Consider the following 13,291-nt stretch of genomic DNA (forward strand, 5'->3'; position numbering starts at 1 on the left):
ACAGGGATCAAAAATTTCCCATCCCTGCATAGACACCCATCCCGGAGCTAAAGATTCCATCACGACCTTGCCCCGCAGGTTACTAGGTAATTTATAGATCAGCGTGCGATCAACCTTTAACAGATGACGCACTTCCTGCACCGCTGTTTGCAACACGTGATCGAGATTTAGGGATTGACGAATATGTTGAGCAATCTGGTTCAGAACCTGCTCCCGCTTTGCCTGCTGCTGAAATGCCTCCTCAGCTTGCTTTTGGGCGGTGATGTCAACATAGGTACCCATCATCCGCCAGGGGCGATCGTGACGATCCTTTTCTGCACTCCCGCGCATTAAAACCCAGCGAATGCTACCGTCTTTATGCAGCATTCGGTGTTCACAGACAAATTGATGGGTGGCATCATTGAGGTGAGTATTCAAAGCGATCGCCACCTTAGAGCGATCGCCGGGATGCACATGTTTTAACCATTCATCTAGCTGGTTGGCAATCTCCTCCTCGTCATAGCCCAGCATCGATTTGAGGATAGGATCAAGATAAATGTCATGGGTATCTAAGACCCAGTCCCACACCCCCACTTGACCAGCCTGCACCGCCAGTTGATAGCGATCTTGACTGCGCCGTAGCTCAGCTTCCAGCGCTTGGCGATCGGTGAGGTCTGTGAACACCAAAACACCACCGATGACGTCTCCCTCAGCAGTTTGAATCGGAGCTGCAGAGTCACTAACCATATATTCCTGGCCAGCTAGGCTTTGCAGCACAGTCGGCTGGGGGAGACGAAAGACCTGCCCATCGCTCATAGCTTGGATAAGGGGATTGATGATATCTTGGCGAGTTTGGGCATCCAGTAGCCGCATGATGGCATTGATAGGTTTCCCGATCGCTGCCTCGGTATCCCATCCGGTCAGGCGCTCAGCCACCGGATTCATAAAGGTAATGCGCTGGTGAGTATCGGTAGCAATCACCGCATCACCCAAGCTGTTGAGCGTGACTGCTAGCCGTTGCTCGGAGGCCTCTAGCCGTTGCTCCAATTGCGATCGCTGCAGGGTAATGTTGAGGCTCGTCTGCAGTTCCTTCAGCCGAAAGGGCTTCATTAAGTAGCCAAAGGGCTCTGTTTTCAGCACCCGCTCTAGGGTTACTTCATCAGAGTGAGCAGTGAGATAAATAATGGGTACTTCATAGTCATTGTTGATGATCGTGGCAGTTTGGATGCCATCCAAGTCTCCTTCTAAGCGAATGTCCATGATCACAATATCAGGCTGCAATGCCTGGGTGACCTGAATTGCCTCACGCCCAGAACTCACACAGCCCACAACGTTGTGAGAGAGAGACTCCAAGGACTCCTGTAAATTCCAGGCTGCAATCGGTTCATCTTCAACAATGAGGATCTTTGCCATAACGTTCGTCTAGTAAGGTGCAAGGTTGCCCTGAGGGCGATCGCAACACAACAAGCTAGCCTGCTAGGTTGTCCTCAGCCTTAAGGATGTCTTGAATCAGGGTATGAACGCCCTAAGACATGTCTCAATCAGACAGACATAGTCTTAGCCGCTTTGGTTGTTCAACGATGATTCTATTCAACAAGGCTCTATGGTTATACATGGTGATGACTAAGTCTCTTTACACGTCGGATGGGAATGATCCGCCAAGAGGGTAGCACCCTGTTAAGGGTTTCATAGGATTCCGCTGGATGGACAACCGTTTACCATCCTCCGTTCAACCTGGTGTTCCAAAGATATTTGGGCTTACAACATAATCATGGCGTAGGTTCCTCTCTCTTCCACAAGTTCGATGACGTTAGGGCTTCAGAAACTCTCACTCTTGAAATGATGACCGATACTGTTCGGGCACGGCATAGCAAAGCTTCTCATTCTCTATCCTTCAACCAGCTTAGGATGTGGGATCTGCAGATACTGTTTGGTCTGAGCCCGGCCTAGTCTGCCCTTCAAGCAACTCAAGATGAATAAAGAGGTTAATAATCTCTGATCTCACGTTTTTTTGAAGATTAAAACTAAGGGTATGCCCCTTCATTCAGCCTTGACAGCATGAAACCGTTAAGATTAGATGAATCAAGCACTTGGATAGATTTCTCTAGATGTAGTGGGGATTAGATAGGTTAGCACTAACCCAAGTCTAGCAATGAGATAGGATAGTCTAGTGGCTTGAATGATGATGAAATGATGATGAAATGATGATGATGGGATGACAAGGAAGGCACATTACACCAGAAGCGAAACCTCCTGCTATAGGGTGCTGTTAGACGTAGCTGCGCATCATCTCGACAGGCTGTCTCATCGAGCTTGATGTAGGATGGTGTGCTTTAGCGTGGCATGGTTCAGCATAAAGTGCACGCCATACCATAGTTTGCTTCTCGCGGAGTAGGCTATACACATCTTATAAATAAATAGGGCTTCCTACTCACCCTTGACTAACTAAGGAGGGTAGAGCTAGGCATAGAAAACTATGCTGATGCTCTAAGCTAACTCTATAGAGGTAATGAATCTATGTCATCAGTATGGAGATCTAGCAAGACTGGTGCTTTTGCCAGTCTAACTGGGGGCAGTGTCGCCAAGCTAGGGAAGCTAGGTTGATCTATGCCCATTTTAGCTCTTACCAAAAGAAATTCACGATAAAGATTCTTTACTTAACTTTTTGATGGGAAATAAACGGTAAACACAGTTTGAGGACTGCGATCGCACTCTAGGCGTCCCTTAAGCTGCTGGATCAAGATGGAGACGAGCTTGAGTCCCATGGATTGGGAGGATTGGGGATCAAAGTCGGAGGGCAAGGCATGGCCATCATGACCGATGGAGAGTGCATATTCATCCGGGCTGACAGCCTGTAGGGACATCGTGAGAGTGCCTGCTTGACCGGCCTTAAAGCCATGTTTCAAAGCATTGGAAATCAGTTCATTTAGAATCAACCCCAGAGAAATCGCCCGATCGACGTCAATGTGGATCTGGGGATCAATGACCTGCTCTAGGGTGACGGGATGTAGGGAGGTGGCATAGGTGCGATAGAGGTCGGCGGTGAGACAACGGACATATTGGGCAACATTGATGTTGCATAAATCATGGGACTGGTAAAGGTGTTCATGGATGAGAGCGATGCTGCTGACCCGATTTTGGCTTTGCCGCAGAGCATCCTGGGCAGTTGGATCGTGAGTGCGGTTGGCCTGAAGATTGAGTAGGCTAGAAATGATCTGTAAGTTATTTTTGACCCGGTGATGCACTTCCGACAGCAACACCTCTTTTTCTGCCAAGGATTCCCGCAAAGCTGCTTCAGCCCGCTGCCGTTCGCCCAGTTGCTCCTGGGCCTGCTGATAGAGCTGGGCCTGTTGGATGGCGATCGCCAGTTGATCCGTAACACGGTGAGCCAGTTCGAGTTCTGACGCTTGCCATCCGGCATGACTAGCCTCTTTCATCAGCGTCAGGGCTCCCCACGTCTCACCATTGACCCTGAGGGGTACGATCAGCCAAGCACCAGGAAACTGATCGGCAAGCGCTTGGTTAATGGGGTCTTCAATCGTACTGGTTTGATCAATACAGATGATGTCGCCGCGTTTGATGCGTTCGGCAAAGGGGTTATCGCGATCGGGGATGGTTGTGTTTAATGTATCCTGTAAGCTCTCGTGACATCGATGCTCGGCAACATGTTGCCAGTATTCTTGCTCAGGACAATACTGCACAATTAAGGCGCGGCTAATGCCCAAAAGATCCACAATCTCGCGAGTCGCGGTAGAAAAAATAGTTTGAATATCCAACGAATTACGGATAGTTTTCACCACACGGTTGAGAGATTGTTCTTGCTGGATGCAGGCTTGGATTTCTAGCTCTGCCTGTTTGCGATCGCGACTATCACGCACCACAGACAGCACGGTCAGCTTTCCCTCTAGCTCAAACAAATGGGAGTTGATCTCCGTAGGAATAGGTTCACCCGTCTGGCTAAGCAACACCATGTCAAATAGAGCTTGGTGATCCTGCTGCAAGCGTTGAGCAATCTCTGGTAACTGGTCATTCATTTCCGGCAGGCTAATATCCTTGGGCGATCGCTGCATGAGTTGCTCACGGCTGTAGCCCAGAAGCTGACAAGCCACAGTATTCACGTCGGAGAAGTTAGATAACTGCCCTTCAGCGCCCAATGGATGCACAAAAATTGCATCGTTGGCACTATCAAAGAGCTGGCGATAGCGTTTTTCACTCGTTTCTAGGGCCAGCTTCGCCGCTTGGCGCTCGGTAATGTCCTGCACCACCGACAACACTGAAATCACCTGTCCCTGTTCGTCGGTTAGCGAAGAGTTATACCATTCGCAATACACCACCGAGCCATTTTTATGATAGTTGCGGTTGCAATGGATAATCCGCTGTTCTCCTCGCAGCAGGCGTTCTTCCACCTGCTGGACGTCTGTGACATCATCGTCATGAATAAAATTCAAATCCTGTAATGACTTACCCATGACCTCCTCGGCTTTCCAACCTAGAATCACCTCGGCCTGGGTTGACCAGCGCCGGATCTTAGACTGAGCATCCCATTCAATGAAAGCAAGGGGCGAGTTTTCTAGATGCAGATTGAGAACTTGGTAGGCATGAAGCAGGTGAGCCAAAGAGGGGCGATCGCTCTCGTCCTCAACTCCTTGCACCCTAGGACTATCGCTTCGATCCAGCTCCGCAGCGATCGCTGCCAGTTCTGCCCGCCACCGAACTGCTGCGGTCCCAGAACCATGCTCGGCAATATCTTGCTCTAGGGCCAGGAGGCGATCGCGCAGGGCCGGTCGATGCACAGATTCATCGAGATAGCTAATAGATACCATAGGTCATAGCTAGCCGATCCTGAGGCACATGGGGCAGAAGCGGCTGTAGTTCAATCATAGGCTAGGGTTTCTAGCCCTGTCTATAATTAGAAGAAATACCCCATAGCGGCTGCAATTCCTGAGCGAATTCTGTAGGATAGTCTGCGGGTGTTTGTTGAACCATCCACAATTCCAATAACCTAGCTATAGCGATCGTATAGGGGAAGAACCGCACCGTGACTATTTGGATAAATGAGCAACTTGATCCCCTAGGTATTATCTATGCCTGTATTGCCTGCGATAGCGAGACCGAGGCCGAGGCTTGCCATATCTCGTTTCAAGAGAACCTGACTGCAGATCAAAAAGCTGATGGCTGGATGGCCCGTTTGCGCACCGTAGACTCCTGGGACGACGTCCCCGTCAATGCGCTCAAGCTGAGCTAGTCCTCTGTGGTTACAGCCCAAGGAATCATTGGATCTTGGGCAAGACGTTGGGAAACCGAAAAGGCCCCAGTCCGGTTAAGGTGACTTGGATCCGAGAAGTATTGGTATTGATCCAGCCAAATTTCACCCAAATCTCGAAAGATGAAGGTGCTGTTGCTCACCGATAGATTCAGAAGCTGCTGGCGAAACTCTTGCTCATAGCCAAGACGCACCGGATCAAGATACTCATCGGTCAGCGGCATATTAACGAAGACCAGAGGAATGCCATGCTCTTGAGCCGTGGATAGCACGGCTTGGGTTGCTTCGGCCTGCTGTCCTTCTAGGCGGAAGGCTTCGTAGTCGCGATCGTAGCTGCCGGAAACCCTAGCATATTGCTGATAGTAGGTAGCAGGGTTAAACTCCACAGCTAGGGGCAAAAATCCTCGAATGTCTGTGCGAGTTTGGCTGTCCATGGCTTCTAGATCGGTGGGAAGGGTGCCATCTACTGCCGCAGACTCTGCCGGGAGGGTCATCATCACGGGGGTTTCAGAGGCAGCGGGGCGGGGCAACCAAGCGGCAAACTGGCGCTGCAGCAAATATTTAACCTGATCGCGCTCTGCATGAACCGTGGAGCCATGGGCCAAGCGATCGCTCAGCCACCGATCCATCGTCTGATAGCTTTCCTGGAGCGAAAACCCTACGTTTTCCCTCGTGGTCTGGGCAGCAGGACGGGTAGTAATCCGGTTAGCATCCACCACTGGCAGAGCCAGGGTTCCCGCATTTAATTCCCGGTAGGCCTCCGAGGAGGCAATGCCTGTATAGGTGCGATCGAGGCGGCCGCTGTTAAACGCTCGTGCTCCGTCGGCCCACAGGATCAGCTTGGGTAAATGTTCAGTCACCAAGAGTCGCCGGACGACTAAATCAACCACCTGAGCCGTCGCCCCATTCACGCCAAAGTTAAACACGGTCACATCTTCATAGCCGAGGGTGGCCAATTCTTCCTGCAGAGCTGTAGGATCCACTCCGCGCAGGGCCCGAGAGCTACCGATAATCAACACATCTGGCGCACCATATTGCTCTAGATGCTGGTAATACAGGGCGAGTTTTTGATCGAGCTGAGGGTTGTTAAAAGAGGGGAGGGGAAGCTCTAGATCAGGATCGGCAAGTTCTACTTGGGGTAGGTCAATGGGGGGAAGGCTGGGAGATGCGGTCGGTGGGGTTGGGAGAGGGAGAACGGAGGGGGACGTCTCGGCGGCAGGATCGCCCTCAGGTTCTCCCACCGCATCTCCCACAACCACAGTCTCGTCGGGCTGAGTGAAGGCACCGGCATCAAAGGCATCGCCATCGACATCCGCCGCTGTCCAATCCTCGGGCAGGGCCAAGTCTGCTGGAGCTGTGGGCTCCGGCACAACCGCTTCCTCAACCGGGTCGGGCGATCGCAGAGGTGGCAGTGGCGAGGTTGAGAGTAGAGATGAATGATCTTCTAGATAAGCTAGGTCAGCCGCTGATGGTTCAGGGGCTGCATAGAGCCATTGCCCCAACAGCCAATCACACTGGAGCAGCAGCAATAGCCCCACGGTTCCCCAGATCAAGGCCACGTTGCGCGGGGACTGAGGCGACGCCATTTGCCGGTTGCTGGATTCAGGCACGCTGATCGATTCGACCTGATCACAAGGACTGAACAACTGCGAGCGAATCAGGCCGGTTTGAATCGCCGGCAGGAGCGATCGCCACCGTTGATCCCAACGGGTTTTCAGATCCTCCGGGGTAATATCCGGTCGGAAAATGCCATCATCGGGGCGTAGGAGCAAATCGCCCACCAGAGCATCGGTGGCGGCAAAGTCTGGGCTAGCTTCTGGTACGAACCGCTGACGGCGCACAAAGTCTATGCCATAGCTCCACTGGGGACGTTTTTGCCCTGCCCGCCGACCGTAGACCCGCACGCCAGCTAGGTTGGGGATGCGCAGAGATTTCAAAAATTTAGCGATCGCCCGTCCCACTTTCTGCTGATCAGGACAGATGGCTGCATCACACATGACATGGAGCAAATCACCCTTGGGCAGCAGCTTGAGGCGAATGCCAGCGGTAGCCAGGTGGCGATCGAGGTTGGGATTCAGCAGCCGACTCAGCAAGAAGGCGATCGCGTCCCAATCTCCCCGCCGTGCCAAAATCGTCGGTGGTTCTGCCAAGGCCTGATGCTGGCTAGCTGGCAAACTAAGCCACTCTACCCAGCCTGGATCGTTCTGCTCCGGCACTTGCCCATAGAGCACAGCTTGGTGAATACCTTGGGGGCCAAGGCGATCGATGGTTTGCGTAATCAGCGATCGCACCCGCTCCATGGGAGGCGCTGTATGTGTTTCCAGTTGCCGCTCCGCAGCGGGCAGCCAGCAACAGGTTAGATGCAGGGTGGATTGCTTCAAAAGAGTTGTGGCAATGCCCACCCGTGCCTCGGCCAAAGCCTGGTTCAACAGCCGCGTCAGAGCATCAACATCACCCCAGCGGGCCCATTCCTTTAAAATTTCCTTCGCCGGGGTTAGATCAACCCGCAGCACCCAATCCGGCCGCGGCTCACCCCGCACTTGGATGAACACCACCGCATCTCGAAACCCTTCCAGCTCCAAACCACGCAGTTGCTGGGTTACCGGCTCAGAAATCAGGGACGGATCAGGACTATAGCTAGCCTCACAGGTGATCCATAATCGCTGGCTGACAGCAGGCATCTGGGTGCCATCCACCACCGCTGCAGTCGGGTTTTCGTAGGGCAACGGCCGGCTGCGTACCTGTACGGAAACCCCCAGCTTACTTAGGGTTTCGCTGAGGTAGGCGGCGATCGCCTCCACCTTGCCCTGCCGCGCCAAACTCTGGTTGGATAGGATGATGGCGGCAGCGGGCTGGGGTTTCGGGATCGTAGGCTGCGCTCTTGACGGCTCCCCGTAGAGATCTTCTAAGTGGCGATCGAGCTGGTGCAGGGAGATGGGCACCTGCCAAAGTGGATGGGAATGCCCGGTGACTCGACCGTAGAGAAAAATTTGGTAAATGTCCGGCTCGGCAGACGGCAGCAGCTTGTTGATATCAGTCTTCTTTAAAGCTGGCAACAGCCGCAGCAGGGCCCGGGATTGGTCAGGACAGGGCGACCCTTCACACAGAATGTAAAGATGATTGCCTTGCAGGCGAAACTTGACGCGGATGCGCCGATCGCTCAACACCCGATAAATCCAACGGGCAATGTGAGACTTGGGGCTAGCTGGAGACGAATTGTCTGCACCATTCGACATGAGCGTTGATAGTCCTCTGCACCATGAGCCGTTCAAAGGTGAACCCGCTGGGCCAATTCTAGTCAATATTCGCGGTTACAACACTAGGAGATTGCCAATGATTTGACAACTAATTGGGCAGACATTCCCAAAAGGCTAGGCAGATGGAGTGCTTTAGATGAGGTTAGATTACGGTTGGGTCTCTGTCGAAGAGTCGGGGGCTGAAGTCGTTGAAGCGGCAGCACAGGCGGCAGGGTCGGCAGACTGAGATTCAACGGTCACGTTTCCATAGCCAGCGGTGCTCAAAAGCTGCGTCACCACGAGTTCAGCGCGGACATTGGCCTCGTCTAGCAAATTTTCCCGACAGGCAGCTTCCACAATTTTGGCCAGGGTTTCAGTTTGGGCAAGCTGTTGGAGCTCTGGAGCCACATCGGGGCCGAGACCCAAAAAGCCGCGATCGTAGTCATAAACGCTCGATCGGGCTACATCAATCTTGCTATCTAGAATTTGGGGGGGCGGTAGGGTGACGGTAATTTGGTCGCCATCAACCTGAATATTTTGGGGCGTCATGTCACTCAGATCCACGCCAGCCCGCACTTCTCCATAGGCCATGTAGAGCAGCGTCGTGGTGCCAACCGTGTAGCCAGCTAGGGTGCGATCGCGGCTGGCCGGCACCACCGATTCCATAGCAAAAACCGCCGTCGTTAATTCACTTGCGCCCCGCACCTGCTGCACCAGCACGGTGCGCACGTCCACCTGGGCGGGCGGTTGGGGAGCGGTTAACCGCGACATCAGGCTAGAGCCCGTGCGCCAAGTGCTAATCAGACCAAAGGACAAGGATCCAAACAGACCCGCCACCGACAGCAGAGCAATATATTGCAGCGCCGTCAGCACAGGGCGCGATCGCCTCGGTTCTGGTGCTCGTTCTAGGGAGCGATCGCTAGCTGGCGCTGTTGTGCCTTGTTTATCCTGGCTCTGCATCTCTTGATTTTGAGCCTGGTTGTCCTGAACCTCTTGCAGGTTACGCATCCTCAATAGCCCCCGGTGTTAGATTGATTCATCCTACTCTTTGTTCCTGACAGCTTCATGCTAACCCGAGTTCCAAGCGATCGCCCCCAGATATCTCTAGGACAAGAAGATGTACATCAGCCCAGAATCAGCAACATCCCAGGAACTGGCTGGCTGAGCGAAGTTGAATCTAGAACCCAACCATTGTTCCCCTAACCATCCCTAAGCAATGCTGCCCCGCTTACGGGCCTCCTTGTAGGATGTGCCGATATTTTGCAAACCTGCCCGGATCATCTGCTGTTCTAGCAACGCAAAGAATCGAGAGCGATCGCCCCCTCGCACCACCGCTTGGTTATGAGCTTCCGCCAACGCCACCGGATAGCCGTAGCCCTTTTGCACCTGGGTGAGCGTCAAACTAAGGGCAATGTCTCGCAAGGTGTCATCCAACGCCACCCACTCTGGCATCTCAATGCGGGCAATCTCAGACCCCACATGGGCATAGCAAAAGTAAATCGTATGCTCGCCATAGAGAGACAGAATATGGGCCGAACTGCGCCAAAAGGGGCCGCGCTGCCCCGGCTGCAACCGTAATCCCCAAAGCACCGTATCCCGCAGGGGCGTTAATACCTGGCAGGGGGCATTCTCTGACTGACCGGCACAATGGGTTTGGCAATCGGGCGTGGCATGGGGGCAGGTATGCAGCCGCAAAAAGTTCATGGCTTCACTGCTGCGGGAGGCGCTTAGGTAACCCACCAAGGGAATACGGGCGGCGCGCAGACCTTCCCATGCGGCAAGAATAGGGGGCAGGAGGCGATCGCGGGCCTCATGGGGCAGGGGATCTAAAAACCAGTAAATCAACGAACCATCCACCATGGCTAGGCTAGGAGCTGCCTCTGGTTGGGGAGATTGGGAAGCGATCGCCAAATCTGCCAAGGCTGCCGCTTCCGACACCGTGCGCTGGTAGCCCATCCATTCCTCAGTGCGAATGCCCCACTGCCGCGATACATAGAGATCCTCGGCGCGATAAAATACCTCGGGCAAACTATCCAGAAGCGGATAGCGTGACTGTCCGTAATGCAACGCCACCCGTCCCACGTTCACTAAATAACAGTAGGCAATTTCATGGTGGCTGGGGGCGATTTGAGACCCGTCCGTGGCCAAAACGCTGTGGGCATTGGGGGCGGCCGTCAGAGGTAGAGCCGTATCTAGGGGCTCAATGGGACAAGCGGCGGTGAACCCTAAGCGATCGCCCCAGGTGTCATGATGTGCCACCAGCTCAGTCTGCCGCTCTGCCGCCTGGGCCACCAGCACCGTCGCCCGGTCGAGACGCTGTCGCACCGTAGCGGCTTCCTGATTTAAATGCTGCCCTATGCCTTGCATTTGCTGGGCCAACTTGGTCAGATCTAACACGGCGATCGCTCCCAAGCTACATTCAATTCATCTAGCAACTTAATGTCCACCATCGTTCCCAGGCTAAGCAGGATCGAAGCTCTTTCTAAGATTTGGGTCGTAGAGACCAAGACATGCTGCTATCCTACACCAAAATCCAGATTCAGTACATACGTTCTATCTAGCTGTCTATTGTTAGTCCACCTGTCACGGGCAGTCCGCTGATTTCAATCTTCTCAGGAAACTTCTCAGGAAACATTTATGTTTTGCTTAGATAGGCATCATGTCCTAGGGGCAACGTCCTTCTAAATTAGGAACAGCAAGAGATACGCCTTACCCTTGTTTCCTCACCGGATTACACCTATGACGCGTCGCCTGTCTCCAGTTCGTTTGTCCTCAACCCTTGTATTGATGATAGGATTTTCCACTCTCGGTTTACTCCTCAGCACCGGCACGGCGATCGCTCAAGATACCACCCCCGGCTCTCCCATCCAGACCACGATTCAATCTACCCTAGAGTGGATTGCCGGTCTAGGAGCGATCGGGCCCATCGCGTTGATTGCTGTGTATTTGGTTGCGACAGTAGCCTTCGTCTCCGGTGGCTTGCTGACCCTGGGGGCAGGGGCCCTGTTTGGCGTTGGGGCTGGATCGATCTATGCCTTCATCGGCGCTAGTTTAGGCGCAACAGCCGCCTTCCTCGTTGGGCGTTACCTAGCCCGTGATTGGGTCTCGAAAAAGCTAGAAGCCTATCCTAAATTCCAGGCCATTGACCAGGCCGTGGGTCGCGAGGGGCTGAAAATAGTCTTGCTCACCCGCCTCTCCCCCGTCTTTCCCTTTGTGCTGCTGAACTACGCCTTTGGCATCACGGGGGTCTCCCTGCGCGACTACGTGATCGGCTTTGTGGGCATGATTCCCGGCACCCTGCTCTATACCTACCTGGGCTCTGCTGTCGGCAGTTTAGCGGCTCTGTTCACCCAGAGCGATCGCCCCAAGAGTCCCGCAGAATATGCCCTGTTCATCGTCGGTTTGATCACCACCTTTGGGGTCACCTGGTTTGTCACCCGCATTGCCCGCCGGGCCTTGGCTCAGGAAGTCGGTGATCTCGACAATCCAGCCGCTGCCATGGATGAACCCAGCTAGCTCTCACCTCGCCCCCTAGCGCCAGCCCTAGGCTCGTCCTCGATGCTGATCCATTCCTTGCCATCTACTCGTTCCCCTGCATTCCCTTACCCCATACCTCCCATGTCCTATTCTGCCTTTGAAGCTGCGCCCATCTCCCCGATGGATGACTATAACCAACAGTTGGTGAACCATGTCCATCCGGCGGATTGGACGAACCCCACCCCAAGCGATCGCTACGATTTGGTGGTGATTGGTGCTGGCACGGCAGGCTTAGTGGTGGCAGCCGGAGCGGCAGGCATGGGACTGGGCCTGAAGGTGGCGCTGATTGAGCGGCATTTGATGGGTGGTGATTGTTTAAACGTGGGCTGCGTACCCTCAAAATGCCTGATTCGCTCCTCACGGGTAGTAGCAGACATGCGCAACGCGGCTCCCTTTGGCATCCATCCACCCGACCAGATTGACGTAGACTTTGCCGCCGTCATGGCACGGATGCGCCAACTGCGGGCCGGCATTAGCCATCATGATTCCGCCGATCGCTTTCAGGGAATTGGCGTCGATGTCTTCCTCGGTGACGGTGCCTTTGTGGACTCCAATACCGTCGTTGTGCAGGGGCAACGGCTGACCTTTAAGAAAGCCGTGATTGCCACCGGAGCCCGGGCCGTGCGTCCCAGCATCGAAGGTCTAGCCGAGGCCGGCTTTCTCACCAACGAAACGGTCTTTAACCTCACCGAACGCCCCCAACGCCTAGCGGTGATCGGCGGCGGCCCAATTGGCTGTGAACTGGCCCAGGCCTTCCATCGCCTCGGCTGCCAAGTGGTGCTGTTCCACCGGGGCGAGCATTTGCTCAACAAGGAAGATCCGGATGCCGCCGCCATTGTGCAACAGGCCTTCATCCAAGACGGCATTCAGCTCGTCCTCGGTTGCGACCTCCAGCGCGTGGAACGCACCCCCAACGGCAAGGTGATTCACTATAGCTCTCAAGGCGAAACCCATACCTTAGAGGTGGACGAGATTCTGGCCGGAGCTGGTCGGGCACCCAATATCGAGACCCTGAACCTAGAAGCCGTCGGTGTGGACTACGATCAGCGGCGCGGTGTGGTGGTCAACGACTATTTACAAACCACCAACCCCAATATCTACGCCGCTGGGGACATTTGCATGAACTGGAAATTCACCCATGCCGCCGATGCCGCAGCTCGGATTGTTCTAAAAAATACTCTCTTTTCTCCCTTTGGTCTCGGTCGCTATCGCCTCAGCAACCTGGTGATGCCCTGGGCCACCTACACGGATCCAGAGATTGCCCATGTGGGTCTCT

Annotated in this window: 8 protein-coding genes; 3 read left to right on the plus strand and 5 right to left on the minus strand. The window is 54.1% G+C overall.

The window, feature by feature from the left end:
- Both V6D20_01870 and V6D20_01875 read right to left on the minus strand, forming a co-directional pair.
- Window positions 1-1,392: PAS domain S-box protein (locus tag V6D20_01870; GenBank protein ID HEY9814544.1), on the minus strand; the 1,392-nt coding region annotated here is incomplete at its 3' end.
- Between the two features lie 1,244 nt (window positions 1,393-2,636).
- The gene (locus V6D20_01875; GenBank protein ID HEY9814545.1) at window positions 2,637-4,802 is read right to left on the minus strand and encodes a PAS domain S-box protein; all 2,166 of its coding nucleotides are present in this window, start codon (window positions 4,800-4,802) and stop codon (window positions 2,637-2,639) included.
- 215 nt (window positions 4,803-5,017) lie between these two features.
- Between V6D20_01875 and V6D20_01880 the strand changes: the two genes are divergently transcribed.
- A complete protein-coding gene (locus V6D20_01880; GenBank protein HEY9814546.1) occupies window positions 5,018-5,224 on the plus strand; it encodes a hypothetical protein in 207 nt (68 codons plus the stop codon).
- Here the strand turns inward: V6D20_01880 and V6D20_01885 are convergent.
- The 3 genes from V6D20_01885 to V6D20_01895 form a co-directional block, all read right to left on the minus strand.
- On the minus strand, window positions 5,221-8,478 hold the full coding sequence (locus tag V6D20_01885; GenBank protein HEY9814547.1) for a hypothetical protein: 3,258 nt from the start codon (window positions 8,476-8,478) through the stop codon (window positions 5,221-5,223). The genes V6D20_01880 and V6D20_01885 overlap by 4 nt on opposite strands.
- 168 nt (window positions 8,479-8,646) lie before the next feature.
- Window positions 8,647-9,486 (minus strand): DUF4230 domain-containing protein, encoded by an 840-nt coding sequence (locus V6D20_01890; GenBank protein HEY9814548.1) that lies wholly within the window; start codon window positions 9,484-9,486, stop codon window positions 8,647-8,649.
- 201 nt (window positions 9,487-9,687) lie between these two features.
- A complete protein-coding gene (locus V6D20_01895) occupies window positions 9,688-10,875 on the minus strand; it encodes a DNA double-strand break repair nuclease NurA (GenBank protein HEY9814549.1) in 1,188 nt (395 codons plus the stop codon).
- 342 nt (window positions 10,876-11,217) lie between these two features.
- Here V6D20_01895 and V6D20_01900 point away from each other — a divergent pair, with 342 nt between their 5' ends.
- Both V6D20_01900 and V6D20_01905 read left to right on the plus strand, forming a co-directional pair.
- Window positions 11,218-11,994, plus strand: a complete 777-nt coding sequence (locus V6D20_01900) for a TVP38/TMEM64 family protein (protein HEY9814550.1) — start codon at window positions 11,218-11,220, stop codon at window positions 11,992-11,994.
- Between the two features lie 102 nt (window positions 11,995-12,096).
- Window positions 12,097-13,291 (plus strand): mercuric reductase (locus V6D20_01905; GenBank protein HEY9814551.1); only part of this gene is annotated, 1,195 nt, incomplete at its 3' end.

It is taken from the genome of Candidatus Obscuribacterales bacterium, assembly GCA_036703605.1.
Taxonomy (GTDB): domain Bacteria; phylum Cyanobacteriota; class Cyanobacteriia; order RECH01; family RECH01; genus RECH01.